Consider the following 16,233-nt stretch of genomic DNA (forward strand, 5'->3'; position numbering starts at 1 on the left):
GCCGAGGGAGGAACCGCAGCGCATGACGCCCGTCTCGCAGGCATCACCCTTGCGCGCCGACTGCATCGCGGACTCGGCCGGCGGGCTGACCTTCGACGTCCGCGCGCCCGGGGCCACCGAGGCGGCCCATCTCGTGCTGCGCCACCGCGAGGGCCCCGAGGAGGTCACGCTGCCGCTCGCCCCGGCCACGAAGGGCCACCTGCGCGCCGCGCTGCCCAGCAGCGTCGTGCTGCTGGAGGGCCACTGGGACGCCTACGCGAGCGTGACGGAGGAGGACCCCGACCACCGGGTGGCCTCGGGTGCCATGGACGTGCATCCCCAGGCCTCGCGGGTCCCCTACGAGACCCGCCAGGGGAACCTGAGCGTCGAGTGCCGGTTACCGAGATCCCCGTCCGGGGCGCCGGGAACCGCGCGGTCGGCCACCATGGACCCGCATCCACCCGCGAGATCCGCCCTCCCGAGCCGTTAGGCGCCGCATGCCCACCCCCTTAGGCAGTGGGGGAGGCCAAGGGCCGAACTGGCCCACCGCCTCGGCGTCACCCCGCGCACGGTCCGCCGCGGCCTCGATCGCCCTGCTGCGCACCGGCGCGTTCGAGGTCGTCGAGCCCGCCGAGCTCGTCGAGGCGATCAGGACGGCTCACGGCCGGCTTGCTCGCTCTTCGGCTCGGGCTGCGGAGCCTCCAGCGCGTGCTCGGGGTGGTGCAGGTCGAACGCCGGGGATTCCGAGCGGATCTTCGGCAGGGTGAGGAAGTTGTGCCGCGGGGGCGGGCAGGAGGTGGCCCACTCCAGGGAGCGGCCGTACCCCCAGGGGTCGTCGACCTCGACCTTCTTGCCGTACTTGGTGGTCTTCCAGACGTTGTAGAGGAACGGCAGCGTCGACAGGCCGAGCAGGAACGCGCCGATCGTCGAGACCGTGTTCAGCGCGGTGAAGCCGTCGGCGGCGAGATAGTCGGCGTACCGGCGCGGCATGCCCTCCGCGCCGAGCCAGTGCTGCACCAGGAACGTGGTGTGGAAGCCGATGAACAGCGTCCAGAAGTGGATCTTGCCGAGCCGTTCGTCGAGCATCTTCCCGGTGAACTTGGGCCACCAGAAGTGGAACCCGGCGAAGATCGCGAAGACGACCGTGCCGAAGACGACGTAGTGGAAGTGGGCGACCACGAAGTAGGAGTCGGAGACGTGGAAGTCCATCGGTGGGGAGGCGAGGATCACCCCGGTCAGACCGCCGAACAGGAACGTCACCAGGAAGCCCGTCGCCCACAGCATCGGGGTCTCGAAGGACAGCGAGCCCTTGATCATGGTCCCGGACCAGTTGAAGAACTTCACGCCCGTCGGGACGGCGATCAGGAAGCTCATGAAGGAGAAGAACGGCAGCAGCACCGCGCCCGTGACGAACATGTGGTGCGCCCACACGACGATGGACAGACCGGTGATCGCCATCGTCGCCCCGACCAGCGTCAGATACCCGAAGATCGGCTTGCGGCTGAAGACCGGGATGATCTCCGTGATGATGCCGAAGAACGGCAGCGCGATGATGTACACCTCGGGATGCCCGAAGAACCAGAACAGGTGCTGCCACAGCAGCGCTCCGCCGTTGGCCGCCTCGAACACCACCGAGCCGAACCGGCGGTCCGCCTCCAGCACCAGCAGCGCCGCCGCCAGGACCGGGAACGCCATCAGGATCAGGATCGACGTGAACAGCGTGTTCCACACGAAGATCGGCATCCGGAACATCGTCATGCCGGGCGCGCGCATCCCGATGATCGTGGTGATGAAGTTGACCGCGCCGAGGATCGTGCCGAAGCCGGCCAGCGCCAGGCCCATGATCCACAGGTCGGGTCCGATGCCGGGGGAGCGCTCCAGGCTGTTGAGGGGCGCGTAGGCGAACCAGCCGTAGGCGGCCGGCCCGTCCGGCACGATCAGCGAGCCCATCACGATCAGGCCGCCGAACAGGAACAGCCAGTACGAGAACATGTTCAGCCGCGGGAAGGCCACGTCCGGGGCGCCGATCTGCAGCGGCATCAGCTCGTTGGCGAAGCCCGCGAAGGTCGGGGTCGCGAACAGCAGCAGCATGATCGTGCCGTGCATGGTGAACAGCTGGTTGAACTGCTCGTTGCTCACGATCTGCATCCCCGGCCGGGCCAGTTCCGCCCGCATCAGCAGGGCCATGACACCGCCGGCCAGGAAGAACGCGAACGACGTGATCAGGTAGAGATGGCCGATCTTCTTGTGATCGGTGGTGGTCAGCCAGTCGACGATCACCTTGCCGCCGGGCTGGATCTTCCGCATCGGCCGTGCCGTCGCCTGTGCGGTGTGCGTCCCCATCGCTCGCTCGCCCCTTCGCTCGTCGCGTCCCGGGCCCGCTGAAGCCCGCGTCGCACGCGCCGACGCGAGCTCACGCCATGATGCTCGCGCCGCCGGCGCTCCGACAGAGGGCGTACGGAGGTTCTGTGGTGGAACCATGTGCTTTCTGTGCTGCTCCGGCTCCGGTGGGCCGCGCGGAATCGAGCGGAAAAGGAGTCCGGGGACGGTTTCTCGGGAACTTTTGCGCCGGGTGGACGCACCCGCCCGCGCGACACGCGGAAATTACGATCGAATGCCTGCGGAAGGCCCAGAGAATCCCCCGTCCGTGTGACTGCCCGTAGCCGTGGAAGCGGTCGAAACGCGTGTCGTGAACCTGTGACAAAAGCGTGACCGGAGGGGGATGTGTGACCCGGATGGCCGCTACAAAGGATCGCGGTCGGCACTGGCCCGATCCCTTGGCGAGGCCCTAGCGTGGGCGGCATGGCACCCATTCCGAAACCCCCCGCAGAACCGCAGGACAACCCGGACGCGTATGTCGGACTCGACGCCGGCGGGGCCGAGCGGCTCGCCCGTGAACGCGGGTGGTCGACGGTGCGCTCGCTGCCGCCGGGGGCGATCATCACCATGGAGTACCGGAGCGGTCGCCTGAACTTCGAAGTGAAGGACGGCCAGGTGGCGCGGGCCTGGAAGGGCTGACGGACGGCGACGGCCCCGGTTCCTGTCGACGAACCGGGGCCGTCGCCGTGCGGAAATTCTCGCGTGCGGAAGTTCGTGCGTACCGAATCCGCCGTTCGAGTGTTCGGGGCGGTCAGCCGCCCGTCAAGGGCCGGGCTGTGGGGGCCCCGCCGCGGGTGGGGCGGTCCGGGTGCGCCGGGCGGCGGCTGCCGGCCGGTGTGACCGGCATGCGCTCCGCGCGGACCGTGTGCGGGCCGGGCGCCAGGTGGTAGGCGGTCTGCCGGGCGGAGCGCGGCGTGGACGACGTCTCGCGCGCCGCGGTGGACGCCTCGCGTGCCGCGGCCTCGTCGTCGGTGGCCGTGGTGAGCGGCTTGAGCAGCACCGGAGCCTCGACCGGGACGGTCCCCTGGGGGACGGCGTCGGCGCGGCGGGCACGCCAGCGGTCGCGCAGGTCGAAGATCCAGGTCTCGGAGCGGGCGATCAGCGGCTCGAACCATGGCAGGGCGAGCAGGATCAGCAGGCCGGCGGCCCAGCCCAGCAGGACGTCGCTCAGCCAGTGCGTACCGAGGTAGACGGTGGACAGGCCGACGCCCAGCGAGGTCACCGCCGACAGGGCCGACAGCCAGCGGCGCGCTCTCGGGGTGGAGGCCAGATAGGCCAGGATTCCCCAGGTCACCACGGCGTTGGCGGTGTGGCCGCTGGGAAATATATCGCCGCCCAGCCACATCTCGTTCGAGCCGATGGCGGTCGCGTAGTGCGGTCCCAGGCGGCCCATGCCGAGCTTGGCGGCGCCGACGGTGAGGTTCAGCAGGAGCAGGGAGACGCCGAGCGCGAGCAGCGGGCGCAGGGTGTGCTGCCGCCAGGAACGCCAGCCCAGCCAGGCCGCGACCATGACGGCGGTGGGGCCGCGCTGGCCGAGCACCACGTAGTAGTCGACGAAGGCGTGGATCTCCGACCACTGCTGGTACGGCCGGAAGAACATGACCTGCCAGTCCAGCCGGACCAGCCAGGAGGTGATCACGACGGCCCACACGATCGCCACGTAGAAGGCCAGGGTCGCGCCGAGGAGCACGATCCGGTGCCGGCTCATCTCCGGCACGCTGATGTGGGCCGGTCGTTCCGGCTCACGATCCAGCCTGGCGAACACCCGGTCCAGACGGGTGGGTTTCCGTTCGGTACGCACCCAATCGACGTTACAGCGAGTGAGCTCAGATCCCAGTCGATTCACCGGGTTTGTGATGACGATGTGATGTGGGATTCCTCTCAACGGGCGGTTTATTTCCCACGAATCCCTAATCTTCGACGGCTGTCGCCTTCAATTCTTTTGATCATTCCGGAGGGGCGGTTTATTGTGCTTTTGAGTTTGTTCACCGGGGCATAATCCGGAATTCTCCCGGAGCACACCGGCGCTCACCCGGGGTCAGGGCGGACCGCTCCCGTTCAGCCAGAACGCTCCGTACAGCGCCGACGCCACCGCCACGGACGCCACCACCAGCGCCGATCTGCGCGTGCGCGGCCGGGCGAGGGACCGGGCGAGCGGCAGGAGCAGCGGGAAGGCGGGCAGCAGCAGGCGCGGCTTCGAGCCGAAGTAGCTCGACGCGCACAGGGCCAATGCGGTGACGACACCGGCGTACACCAGCAGTGGCAGTGGCTGGCGTTGCCGCACACAGACGACATACAGCCAGATCACCAGGCCGACACCGACGATCAGCCCGGCGCCCGCCAGGGCCGACGGAAACGACGTGAACTTTTCGGCGACGAAGCGGGCGAAGGCGTATCCGCCGTCGAACCCGTTGCGCCAGCCCGCCTGGACGTCGAGGTAGCCCAGCGGACCCTTGCCCGTGCGATGGCCGACCCACAGGACGTACCCGGCGGCCCCGAGCGGGGCGAGGAGCATGGCGAGGACCTGGCGGGCCGGTACGCCCGAGGCGTGTTTCGCGTCCTCCGCGCCCAGCGGCGCGCCCGCACGCCGGTTCCGCACGAACGACACGAACGAGGCGATGCCCGCCGCCCACACCGCCGCGACCACGGCCAGCCCCACCGGGCGGGTCAGCCCGGCCAGCAGCGCCAGGGTCCCCGCCGTGATCCAGCGGCCGGTCAGCACCGCGTACAGCGACCACGCGGCGAGCGCCGTGAACAGCGACTCGCTGTACGCCATCGACTGCACGATCCCGACCGGCAGGACCGCCCACAGCAGCACGGCACAGACCCCGACGCGGCGGCCGTACACATGCTCCGCCACCGCGAAGATCCCCCAGGCCGCGGCGAACGAGGCGAGCAGGCCGACGACGAAGCCGCCGTCGGCGTACGACAGCGGGGACACCTCCGCGACCAGTCGCTCCAGCCAGGGCAGCAGCGGGAAGAACGCGAGGTTCGAGTGCACGTCCCCGTTCGGCAGCCGCACCTCGTAGCCGTAGCCCAGCTCGGCGACCCGGGTGTACCAGAGCGCGTCCCAGCGGGCGGTCAGCAGGGTGTACGCGTCCTTGTCGCGAGCCGCACTCCACAGGGCCAGGGTGAGCAGGCCCAGGGCGCGCACGGCCGCGTACCCGAGGAGCGCGGGGGCGGCCCGGCGCAGCGCCTCGGAACGGGCCGGAGCCTCGTGCGTCGCAAGATCGGTCACGCGCCCGATTATCGGCCCGGCGTGAATCGGGACGTGGGCCGGAACCCGAGCTCAGGGGGCCGGAGTGGTGTACGCCACACTTGTTCCGCTGGACGGGTGAGAGGTCCGCCACTCGGCACGGACGCGGACTCGCGTACGCTGACGAGTCACTCGCCCTTCGTTGCGCGGGCCGGAGACCACCGCTCCTCTCCGGCCGAGTCGCGGGGAGTCCCCGCCCCGTGTACCCGCCGAAGGCGAGGGAACATCTGGGAGGTACGTACATGTCCGGGACGACCACGGCTGCCGCTGGGCTGCGCCGTCGGGCGGCCGGGGCCGGTGCCAACCGCTGGGTCGTCCTCGTCGTCCTCTGTGTCAGCCTGCTGCTCGTCGCAGTGGACGCGACCGTGCTCCATGTGGCGGTACCCGCCGTCACCGAGGACCTGCGGCCCGGCGCGATAGAACTGCTCTGGATCGTCGACATCTACCCGCTGGTCTGCGCCTCGCTGCTGATCCTCTTCGGCACGCTGGGCGACCGGGTGGGCCGCAGACGCGTCCTGCTCCTCGGATACGGCCTCTTCGGCGTCGCCTCCGGCCTCGCCGCCCTCGCGCACGACCCACAGGTGCTGATCCTGGCCCGCGCCCTGCTCGGGGTCGGCGGCGCGATGATCATGCCCGCGACCCTGTCGATCCTGCGCCAGGTCTTCCCCGACCGGCGCGAGCGGGCCCTCGCGATCGGCATCTGGAGCGCGGTGGCCGCGGTCGGCGCCGCCGTGGGACCGCTGCTCGGCGGCTTCCTCCTCGAGCACTTCTGGTGGGGCTCGGTCTTCCTCGTCAACATCCCGCTGATGCTGATCAGCCTTCCGGTGGGCCGGCTGCTGCTGCCCGAGTCGAAGGGCGACGGCAGGGGGCCCTGGGACGTGGTCGGCGCGCTGCTCGCGGCGGGCGGGCTGTTCGGCGTCGTCCTCGGAGTGAAGCGGCTCGGCGGCGGGGAGCCGGTGGCCAGCCTGTTCACCCTGGTGCCGCTGGTGCTCGGCGCGGTGATGCTGGTCCTGTTCGTACGGCGGCAGAAGCGGCGGACCTATCCGCTGGTGGACCTCAAGATGTTCGCGCGCCCCGCGTTCAGTACGTCCGTCGGCTGCATCGTGCTGGCGATGCTCGCGCTCGTCGGGCTCGAACTGATCGCCGCGCAGTACCTCCAGCTGGTGCTCGGCCTGTCGCCGCTGGAGACGGGGCTGCGGCTGCTGCCGCTGACGTTCGCTGCGATGGCGTCCGGGCTCGCCGGCGCGCGGATGCTGCGGCGGTTCGGGCCGAGGCGGATGGTGTGCGGCGGCTTCTGTCTGACGGCGCTCGCGGTGATCGTGCTGACCGCCATGGGCGGCCACGACAATCCGGGGCTGCTGCTGTTCGGCTTCGTGCTGCTCGGCTTCGGGCTCGAGACGACGCTCTTCGGGGCGTACGAGTCGATGCTGAGCGAGGCTCCGCAGGAGCAGGCCGGCGGGGCGGCGGCGATCGGGGAGACGTCGTACCAGCTGGGCGCGGGGATCGGCATCGCGCTGCTGGGCAGCGTGATGAACGCGGCGTACGCCCCCGGCCTGACCTCCGTGTCGGGTGTGCCGGCGTCGGCGTCCACGGCTGCCTCGCACTCGCTGGGCGAGGCGTACGAGGTGGCCGCGCAGCTCGGCGGGTCGGCGGGGCTGGCCCTGCACCATGCGGCGCGGGAGGCGTTCGTGCACGGGCTGCACGTGACCTTGCTCGTCAGTGCCGGGTTGCTGCTGCTCGGGGCGGTGATGGCGTTGCGGCTGCCGCGGACGATGCAGTGCGAGGAGCCCGCGGTGGAGCTGCCCAAGCCGAGAGAGGTCGCGGAGTCCCGCGTCTCCGCCTGACCGGGGCTGCGGCCCGCGCCGATCGGCTGCGTACTGGACGTGCGGGACGCCGGGTCGTAGCGTCGGCCGCACAGTCCTGACTAGCAGCGCTAGTTTTAGTCCTTGCCGGAGGATCTCCCATGTCCGCGTCCTCGAAGTTGCCCCCCTTCGACCCCGCCGACCCCCTCGGCATCGACGATCTCCTGGAGCCCGAGGACCTGGCCGTCCGCAGCACCGTGCGGCAGTGGGCGACGGACCGGGTCGTGCCGTACGTCGCCGAGTGGTACGAGAAGGGCGAGCTGCCGGAGATCCGTGAGCTCGCCCGGGAACTCGGAGAGATCGGCGCCCTCGGGATGTCGCTGGAGGGGTACGGGTGCGCCGGCGCCTCCGCCGTGCAGTACGGGCTCGCCTGCCTGGAGCTGGAGGCCGCCGACTCCGGCATCCGGTCCCTCGTCTCCGTGCAGGGGTCCCTCGCCATGTACGCGATTCATCGCTTCGGCAGCGAGGAGCAGAAGCAGGCGTGGCTGCCCCGGATGGCGTCCGGCGAGGTCATCGGCTGCTTCGGGCTGACCGAGCCCGACCACGGGTCCGACCCGGCGTCCATGCGGACGTACGCGAAGCGGGACGGCTCGGACTGGGTGCTCACCGGGCGCAAGATGTGGATCACCAACGGCTCCGTCTCCGGCGTCGCCGTCGTGTGGGCGCAGACCGACGAGGGGATCCGCGGGTTCGTCGTGCCGGCCGACAGCGCCGGGTTCTCCGCCCCGGAGATCAAGCACAAGCTGTCGCTGCGGGCCTCCGTCACCAGTGAGCTCGTGATGGACGACGTACGGCTGCCGGCCGATGCCGTGCTGCCGGAGGTCGTCGGGCTCAAGGGGCCGCTCAGCTGTCTCTCGCACGCCCGGTACGGGATCGTGTGGGGCGCCATGGGCGCGGCGCGGTCCTGTTTCGAGGCCGCCGTCGACTACGCGAAGACGCGGGAGCAGTTCGGCAGGCCGATCGGGGGCTTCCAGCTCACCCAGGCCAAGCTCGCCGACATGGCGCTCGAACTGCACAAGGGGATTCTGCTCGCCCACCATCTGGGGCGGCGCATGGACGCCGACCGCCTGCGTCCCGAGCAGGTCAGCTTCGGCAAGCTCAACAACGTCCGCGAGGCGATCGACATCTGCCGTACGGCGCGGACGATTCTCGGTGCCAACGGGATCTCGCTCGAATACCCGATCATGCGGCACGCGACCAACCTCGAGTCGGTGCTCACCTACGAGGGCACCGTCGAGATGCACCAGCTGGTGCTGGGCAAGGCACTCACCGGGCTCGACGCCTTCCGCTGAACCCCACCAGGGGGCAGGGCCGGGTGAGCGGCCCTGCCTCAGCTCTGGTTGTAGAAGCCGTCCTCGCGGTGAGCGGCCCGCTCGCTGCTGACGATCTCCGTGTCGGCCGGGGTCAGCAGGAACACCCGGTTGGACACGCGGTCGATCGAGCCGCGCAGACCGAAGATGAGCCCCGCCGCGAAGTCGACGACGCGCTTGGCGTCGGACGGCTCCATGGCCGTGAGGTTCATGATGACCGGGACGCCGTCCCGGAACAGCTCGCCGATGGCGCGGGCGTCCCGGAAGCTGTCCGGGGTGACCGTGCCGATCCGGCGGCCCTTCTCCTCGGCGACATCCGTGGCCACCTTGACCCGCGGGTCGGTGACCCAGGCCTCCCCGGGCTCGGTCCCTTCGGAGTAGTCGTCGTCGTAGTAACGCTCGTCATCGTTGTCGTCGACGAGGCCAAGCCAGGCACTCGCCTTGCGCACCGATCCCATGGACGCCTCCTCTCACAGCGGTCTGTTCTGCTTTCCGCATCCCTATGGTCATCCATGATGCGGACGTCACGCCAAGTGGATAGACGCCGCGCGGGGGGTTTGTGACGGTACTGGTGCACAGCGCATACGTCGAGAGCCCGTGTCCCGCAAGGGGCATGCCACGTACGGCTGCTGACTGGGAGTGAAATATGATCGTTCACGGCGTATGGGTGATGTGGGGTGCGTACGGGTGAACGAGCCGGCCATGGAGATCGGCCCGGTCATCGGTACGATGCGGCAGTTCAGCGTCGTTGAAACGTCGTAAGAACCACGGGGGAGCGTCGTGTTCGGAATCGTCAGGCCTTGTCGTCATCGCCTCGGGGAGAGCCTCGCGGGGCAGTGGATGGCGCATTTGTGCGGGCTTTGCCTCTCGCTGCGCGGGGACCACGGTCAGTTCGCGCGGATCGTCACCAACTACGACGGTCTGTTGATATCCGTCCTGACGGAGGCTCAGGCAGAGAAGGGCAGCGGACTGCGGCGTACGGCGGGACCGTGCCCGTTGCGCGGCATGCGCACCGCGTCCGTCGCGCAGGGGGAGGGCGCGCGGCTCGCCGCCGCCGTCTCGCTGGTGCTCGCCTCGGCGAAGGTGCGTGACCATGTGGCCGACGGGGACGGGCTGCTGGCCCGCAAACCGGTGGCGCTCGCCGCGCGCCGGGTGGCCGCGGGGTGGGGTGCGGCGGGTGCCCGCGGCGGCTCGGCCGTCGGGTTCGACACCGCCGTACTCGTCGACGCCGTGGACCGGCAGGTCGGCATCGAGGCGCTCGCCGGGATCGGGACTCCGATCCTCTCCGTGACCGAGCCGACCGAGACGGCGACCGCCGCGGCCTTCGCGCACACCGCGATCCTGGCCGGACGGCCGCACAACGCCGGGCCACTCGCCGAGGCCGGGCGGCTGTTCGGACGCCTGGCGCACCTCCTGGACGCCGTGGAGGACCGGGCCGCCGACGCAGAGGCGGGGGCGTGGAACCCGCTCACCGCGACCGGGACTTCGCTCGCCGAGGCGCGCCGGCTCGCCGACGACGCCGTGCACGGGGTGCGGTTGGCGCTGCGCGAGGTGGAGTTCACGGACCCGGGGCTCGCCCATCTGCTGCTGGTGCACGAGCTGCGGCGGTCGGTGGACCGGGCGTTCGGCACGGTGCCGACCTGTTCGTCCCATCAGTTCGGGGCGGGTGGGCAGGGAGGGCAGCCGGGGCAGCCCGGGCCCTATGGACAGCCCGGGCCTTATGGACAGCCGCCGCAGCAGGGGCCGTACGGGGCGCAGCCGAATCCGTATGCCGGGGGCGGGAATCCGTACGCGGGTGGGAACCCCTACGGCGGTGGTGGGGGAGTGCCCGGCGGTGGTGGTGGCGGTGGGGGTGGCTTCGGCGGGTTCGGTGGTGGGGCCGCGCCTCAGCCGCCCAAGGGGCGGCGTGGGTTCTGGGCCGGCTGCGGGATGTTCTGGCTGCTGTGCTGCACCTGCAAGCTGTGCTGTGCGAAGGAGTACGAGGGTCCTTGGTCGCGCAAGAAGCGCGAGGGCTGCTGCCGGGACTGCGACTGCGACGGCTGTGACTGCTGCTGCCCCTGCGACGGTTGCTGAGGCCGGTTTCAGAGGCGACTTCCGGACACGTCGGGGGAGCGTGCGGTCGGCGGAAACGGTGCCTGCCGCACGGCCGTCGCGACCGGTTGGCCGGAGTCGGGCGTCGTAAGGAAGCCATGGCCGGTCGTGGGGGTGGGCCGAGGGAGCGTGCAAGCTGCGCCGACCGGCTCTGACCGGGGCAGGAGCGGCCAACTCGCACAGACTGTTCAAATGTTGACGGCCGAAAGGCGCCCTTGCGCCGACCGGTCGTTCGGCCGAATACTCCCCCTCAGCGCTTGTCAGGGGCACGGCGTGTTCGGGATCCGGACATCCTCCCGTCTGACTGCGCCTCACGGGCCCCGACCCCACGCGGGCCCCCGACTTCCCTTGGAGGGAACGAAAAGTGAGGATCAAGCGCACCACTCCCCGCAGCGGCATTACGAGACGGACCCGGCTGATCGCCGTTTCCTCCGGACTCGTGGCCGCGGCCGCGATCGCGATCCCCAACGCGACCGCCGCGGAAACGCCCGACACCTTCACCGCCGCCCAGCTCAAGAGCGCCAGCGGCTCCGTACTGAAGGCCGACATCCCGGGCACCGCCTGGGCCGTCGACAGCAAGACCAACCGCGTCACGGTGACCGTCGACTCCACGGTCTCCCAGGCGGAGATAGCGAAGATCAAGGAACAGGCCGGGGCAAACGCCGACGCGCTCACCATCAAGAGCGTCCCGGGCAAGTTCAGCAAGTTCATCCAGGGCGGCGACGCCATCTATGCGAGTAGCTGGCGCTGCTCGCTGGGCTTCAACGTCCAGGACAGCAGCGGCAACCAGTACTTCCTGACGGCCGGCCACTGCACCGACGGTGCGGGCACCTGGTACTCCAACTCCGGCCGCACCCAGGTCATCGGCTCGACCGCCGGCTCCAGCTTCCCGGGCAACGACTACGGCATCGTCCGGTACTCCGGTTCCGTCAGCCGGCCCGGCACCGCGAACGGCGTGGACATCACCCGCGCGGCCACGCCGAGCGTGGGCACCACCGTCATCCGTGACGGCTCCACCACCGGCACGCACAGCGGCCGGGTCACCGCCCTCAACGCGACCGTCAACTACGGCGGCGGCGACATCGTCGGCGGCCTGATCCAGACCACCGTCTGCGCCGAGCCCGGTGACTCCGGCGGTTCGCTCTACGGCAGCAACGGCACCGCGTACGGTCTGACCTCCGGCGGCAGCGGCAACTGCAGCTCCGGCGGCACGACCTTCTTCCAGCCGGTCACCGAGGCCCTGAGCGCGTACGGCGTCAGCGTCTACTGACACCTCGGTTCGGCCTGAACGGCAGCCAGTAGTAGGTGAGCCCCCGCGCGCAACTGTGGTGCGGGGGCTCGCTATCGTCGGGTCCTTCAGTGACCACACGGGGGAGGGGCCGGCGCGGTGTCCTTCGACGACCGGCAACGGCGGGTGCGGCGCAGCCCGTTGCTGTTTCTGGCGCCACTGGTGCTGCTGATCCTGCTGACGCTGGTGCTGCTGTGGGAGATCGTGCGGTCGAACGTGACCGGCGAGGCGAGCCGGGAGTGGCCCTGGCGGCTGCGGCTGATGGACATGAACCCGCTGGGCAGCCTGCTGGCGGTCGCTCTTGCCGCGGTGTTCGGCCGTGCCCAGTACGGCCGTACGGTGCGACCCGCACTGGGCTGGAGCTCCTCCTGGACGGTCGGCGACCTGGGTCCGGACGAAACGGCCTGGACCGTGGAGATAGTGAACGGCGGCTCGCAGCAGGCCGTGGTGGAGCGGGTGGACTACTGCGTCGTGCCGCGTGGCGGGGAGCCCGGCGAATGGGTCGGACACGCCGGGCTGCTGGAGGCGCTCGCCGAGCGGGGGTTCGTGCAGGGCAAGGACTACTATCAACGGCTGACCGGTGCGGGGTTCCCCCTGGGCGGCGGTGCGATGCGGGCGGGGACGTACGGTCAGCGGTTCGTCGACGAGATCGACCAGCTGCGCCTGCGACTGCGGGTCGTCGATGCCGTGGGCGACAGCCATGAGCGGATCATGGACCTGATGCGGGGCGCCCGTCTGGCCCGGCCCGGCTTCCCTGCGCAGCGGTCCTCGTCGCGACGCGGCCGAGGCCGGTGGCCCTCCAGGCCGCGGTCATGACGCGGTGGACGCCGATGCCGGGTGGAGCCAGTCCAGTACGGCGGGCAGGGCCTGAAGCGCTCCGAAGTGGCCGACGTCCGGCTCCAGGACCGGGCGGGCGCGGGGGATGCGGCCCGCGAGCCAGGTGAAGTGGCCCACCGGCGAGAACCTGTCCAGGGCGCCGTGCCACAGCAGGACCGGCCGGATGATGTCGGCCGGGTCGAAGCCCCAGCGGCTGACCAGGGCGAGGTTGTCGTCGAGCCAGCCGTACGCCGAAGTGCGCAGCGCCTCACGGTAGTTGCGCAGCAGCATGTCGCCGATGGCCGGGGCGGAGACGATCCGCCGGTCGGAGTCGGTGAGCCCGTCGCGGATGGACACGAGGAGCTGGGCGGGATCCCGGCGAATGCCGGCGGCGCGGGCGGCGAGGCGGTCGGCGAAGCCCAGCGGGTCGGTGAGCGCCCGGGTGTACTCCTCGACGTTGGAGTCGGCCATGCCTTCGAACCAGCTCAGCCCCTGGGCGTCCGGCGGCGCGGGACACACCAGCGCCGCCGCCCGCCGTACCCGGTCGGGCAGCAGTGCGGCGCAGGCCAGTGCGTGGGGGGCGCCGCCCGAGCGGCCGAGGACGGTGAACCGGTCGAGCCCGAGGGCGTCGGCCAGTTCCGCCACGTCCTGCGCGGCGTCGGCCACCTGGCGTCCCGGCCGCCGGTCCGAACCTCCGTATCCCGGACGGTCGTAGGCGATGAACCGTACCCCTGGACGGGCGGCCATGACGTCCTCGGGCACGACTCCGAACCGGCAGCCCGGGGTGCCGTGCAGCAGCACCACCGGCGTGCCGTCCGGGTCGCCGCGCTCCTCGACCGTCAGCCATCGGCCGTCCCGCATCCGTACGCCGTCGACCACCTGTGTCCTCCGTCTCCCCAACGCGAACATCCTGGAGTTACCGTCGAAGTACACACCTTGAGTGCCTGATTCGGACCCTGGGGGGCCGGGATGGTCGAGGAGCTGGTGGCGGCGGGAGTGACGCTCGCGTCCGCCGCGGTGGTGTATGTGGCGGCGGCCGCGCGGGTCGTCAAGCAGTACGAGCGGGGGGTGGTCTTCCGTCTCGGAAAGCTCCGATCCCAGGTGCGCGGGCCCGGGTTCACGATGATCGTGCCGGGCGTCGACAAAATGCGCAAAGTGAACATGCAGATCGTGACGATGCCCATTCCCGCGCAGGAGGGCATCACGCGGGACAACGTCACCGTGCGGGTCGACGCCGTCGTCTACTTCAAGGTGACCGCGCCGGCCGAGGCGGTCGTCCGCGTGGAGGACTACCGGTTCGCGGTCTCACAGATGGCGCAGACCTCGCTGCGGTCCATCATCGGCAAGAGCGAGCTGGACGATCTGCTCTCCAGTCGCGAAAAGCTCAACCAGGGGCTGGAGTTGATGATCGACAGCCCGGCGGTCGAGTGGGGCGTGACGATCGACCGCGTGGAGATCAAGGACGTGTCCCTGCCCGAGACCATGAAGCGGTCGATGGCCCGGCAGGCGGAGGCCGACCGGGAGCGGCGGGCGCGGGTCATCAACGCCGACGCGGAGCTCCAGGCGTCGAAGAAGCTGGCCGAGGCGGCGCATCAGATGTCCGATGCGCCGGCTGCCCTTCAGTTGCGGTTGCTGCAAACGGTGATGGCGGTGGCGGCCGAGAAGAATTCCACGCTGGTTCTGCCGATTCCGGTGGAATTGCTGCGATTTCTGGAGAAAGGGGCGCAGGGTGCGCCCGCTGTGCGGGAGTCGGTGGTCGGTCCGCAGGGGGTTGAGTCGGGTGAATCCGGGGCAATGCGGGATGAACTTCTTTCGGGTGAGCCTCACTTGAATGCGGATCCTCAAGGGGCGATTTCGAGACAGGAGTAGACCTCACGCGCTGCTTATGGTTCGCTCGCTTGCGGTGTTTGCTGAGCGAAGAGGGCTAGTGTGACTGTGCACGGTCAAGGTGACGGGGGCGTGCAACCGTGTTCTACGCGCGTCTCGAAGTCGACCTTGTGTGCTCCCTTCGAATCTAGGAATAGTGAACCTTGTTCAACCGGCGTGGGCGTGGCTTTTGTTGTGTGCCGCCCCTACAGCCGTACGCCTTCCGGTTCGCCGAGGTCCCCACAACCTCTCGGGCCGACCCCCCACAGGAGGACGTAAGTTGAAGCACCGACGCATACCCAAGCGGCGTGCAGCCGTGGCAGGTGCGGGCATCGCCGCACTGGTCGCCGCGGGAGTGACCTTGCAGAGTGCGAACGCCAGTGAGACGCCCGAGGCGTCCGCGCCCAAGACCCTGTCGGTCCTGGCGGCCGGAAAGCTCGCCTCGTCGCTGGCGAAGGACCTCGGCGGTGACGCTGCGGGTACCTACTACGACACGCAGACCAAGAACCTTGTGGTGAACGTGCTCGACGAGGCCGCGGCCGACGCGGTCGAGGCCGCCGGCGCCAAGGCGCGGGTCGTCGAGAACTCGCTCGCCGAGCTGAAGAGCGCGCGGACGACGCTCAAGCAGGACGCGACCATTCCCGGCACCTCCTGGGTGACGGACCCGGCGACGAACAAGGTCGTCGTCACGGCTGACCGCACGGTGTCCGAGGCCGAGTGGACCAAGCTCGGCAAGGTCGTCGACGGGCTGGGCGCCACGGCCGAACTGAAGCGGACGAAGGGCGAGTACAAGCCCTTCGTCGCGGGTGGTGACGCCATCACCGGTGGCACCGGGCGCTGCTCGCTCGGCTTCAACGTCGTCAAGGGCGGCGAGCCGTTCTTCCTGACCGCCGGGCACTGCACCGAGGGCATCACGGACTGGTCGGACTCCAGCGGCAACCAGATCGGCACCAACGAGGTCTCCAGCTTCCCGGACAACGACTACGGGCTGGTCAAGTACACCGCCGAGGTCGACCACCCGAGCGAGGTCAACCTCTACAACGGTTCCGCGCAGGCCATCAGCGGGGCCGCCGACGCGACCGTCGGCATGGCGGTCACCCGCAGCGGTTCGACCACGCAGGTGCACGACGGCAAGGTCACCGGGCTCGACGCCACCGTGAACTACGGCAACGGTGACATCGTCAACGGCCTGATCCAGACCGACGTCTGCGCCGAGCCCGGTGACAGCGGTGGTTCGCTCTTCTCCGGCGACAAGGCGATCGGGCTCACCTCCGGGGGCAGCGGTGACTGCACCTCCGGCGGGGAGACGTTCTTCCAGCCGGTGACCGAGGCGCTGTCGGCCACGGGTACCGAGATCGGCTGACGCGTTCGTTCCTGGGATCCAGG

Annotated in this window: 14 protein-coding genes; 9 read left to right on the forward strand and 5 right to left on the reverse strand. The window is 70.1% G+C overall.

Annotation, left to right across the window (positions count from 1 at the left end; all coding sequences use genetic code 11):
- Positions 1-22 precede the first annotated feature (22 nt).
- Entirely contained in the window at positions 23-469 is a 447-nt protein-coding gene (locus ACIRD7_RS31570) for a hypothetical protein (protein ID WP_403458961.1), read from the forward strand.
- Positions 470-627: 158 nt separating this feature from the next.
- Here ACIRD7_RS31570 and ctaD read toward each other — a convergent pair whose 3' ends face one another.
- Positions 628-2,322: a cytochrome c oxidase subunit I gene (ctaD, locus tag ACIRD7_RS31575; RefSeq protein ID WP_403458963.1), complete on the reverse strand. Its 1,695-nt coding sequence runs from the start codon at positions 2,320-2,322 to the stop codon at positions 628-630.
- A gap of 459 nt (positions 2,323-2,781) precedes the next feature.
- Here ctaD and ACIRD7_RS31580 point away from each other — a divergent pair, with 459 nt between their 5' ends.
- Complete coding sequence (locus tag ACIRD7_RS31580) at positions 2,782-2,997, forward strand: I78 family peptidase inhibitor (protein ID WP_403458964.1); 216 nt, start codon at positions 2,782-2,784, stop codon at positions 2,995-2,997.
- Between the two features lie 112 nt (positions 2,998-3,109).
- Here ACIRD7_RS31580 and ACIRD7_RS31585 read toward each other — a convergent pair whose 3' ends face one another.
- A complete protein-coding gene (locus tag ACIRD7_RS31585; protein ID WP_403458965.1) occupies positions 3,110-4,159 on the reverse strand; it encodes a phosphatase PAP2 family protein in 1,050 nt (349 codons plus the stop codon).
- Positions 4,160-4,396: 237 nt separating this feature from the next.
- On the reverse strand, positions 4,397-5,596 hold the full coding sequence (locus ACIRD7_RS31590; RefSeq protein WP_403458967.1) for a hypothetical protein: 1,200 nt from the start codon (positions 5,594-5,596) through the stop codon (positions 4,397-4,399).
- A 260-nt stretch (positions 5,597-5,856) separates the two neighbouring features.
- On the opposite strand from ACIRD7_RS31590, the gene ACIRD7_RS31595 reads away from it, so the two are divergent.
- Positions 5,857-7,458: an MFS transporter gene (locus ACIRD7_RS31595; protein WP_403458968.1), complete on the forward strand. Its 1,602-nt coding sequence runs from the start codon at positions 5,857-5,859 to the stop codon at positions 7,456-7,458.
- Between the two features lie 119 nt (positions 7,459-7,577).
- Positions 7,578-8,768, forward strand: coding sequence for an acyl-CoA dehydrogenase family protein (locus ACIRD7_RS31600; protein ID WP_403458970.1), 1,191 nt, complete (start codon positions 7,578-7,580; stop codon positions 8,766-8,768).
- A gap of 38 nt (positions 8,769-8,806) precedes the next feature.
- Here the strand turns inward: ACIRD7_RS31600 and ACIRD7_RS31605 are convergent, their stop codons facing one another.
- Positions 8,807-9,244, reverse strand: a complete 438-nt coding sequence (locus ACIRD7_RS31605; protein ID WP_403458971.1) for a cell division protein SepF — start codon at positions 9,242-9,244, stop codon at positions 8,807-8,809.
- A 322-nt stretch (positions 9,245-9,566) separates the two neighbouring features.
- Between ACIRD7_RS31605 and ACIRD7_RS31610 the strand changes: the two genes are divergently transcribed.
- The 3 genes from ACIRD7_RS31610 to ACIRD7_RS31620 all read left to right on the forward strand — a co-directional run bounded on the left by ACIRD7_RS31610 (position 9,567) and on the right by ACIRD7_RS31620 (position 12,981).
- Complete coding sequence (locus ACIRD7_RS31610; protein ID WP_403458973.1) at positions 9,567-10,859, forward strand: DUF5685 family protein; 1,293 nt, start codon at positions 9,567-9,569, stop codon at positions 10,857-10,859.
- A 382-nt stretch (positions 10,860-11,241) separates the two neighbouring features.
- Positions 11,242-12,147, forward strand: a complete 906-nt coding sequence (locus ACIRD7_RS31615; protein WP_403458975.1) for a S1 family peptidase — start codon at positions 11,242-11,244, stop codon at positions 12,145-12,147.
- Between the two features lie 117 nt (positions 12,148-12,264).
- Positions 12,265-12,981 (forward strand): hypothetical protein, encoded by a 717-nt coding sequence (locus tag ACIRD7_RS31620; protein ID WP_403458976.1) that lies wholly within the window; start codon positions 12,265-12,267, stop codon positions 12,979-12,981.
- Here the strand turns inward: ACIRD7_RS31620 and ACIRD7_RS31625 are convergent.
- Entirely contained in the window at positions 12,976-13,842 is an 867-nt protein-coding gene (locus ACIRD7_RS31625; RefSeq protein WP_403459376.1) for an alpha/beta fold hydrolase, read from the reverse strand. The two genes, ACIRD7_RS31620 and ACIRD7_RS31625, sit on opposite strands and share 6 nt — an antisense overlap.
- A gap of 108 nt (positions 13,843-13,950) precedes the next feature.
- Here ACIRD7_RS31625 and ACIRD7_RS31630 point away from each other — a divergent pair, with 108 nt between their 5' ends.
- Positions 13,951-14,850: a slipin family protein gene (locus tag ACIRD7_RS31630; protein ID WP_403458977.1), complete on the forward strand. Its 900-nt coding sequence runs from the start codon at positions 13,951-13,953 to the stop codon at positions 14,848-14,850.
- A gap of 277 nt (positions 14,851-15,127) precedes the next feature.
- Positions 15,128-16,210 (forward strand): S1 family peptidase, encoded by a 1,083-nt coding sequence (locus tag ACIRD7_RS31635; RefSeq protein WP_403458979.1) that lies wholly within the window; start codon positions 15,128-15,130, stop codon positions 16,208-16,210.
- The last annotated feature ends 23 nt before the right edge of the window (positions 16,211-16,233 follow it).

Source organism: Streptomyces sp. NPDC093568 (assembly GCF_044764945.1).
GTDB lineage: Bacteria > Actinomycetota > Actinomycetes > Streptomycetales > Streptomycetaceae > Streptomyces.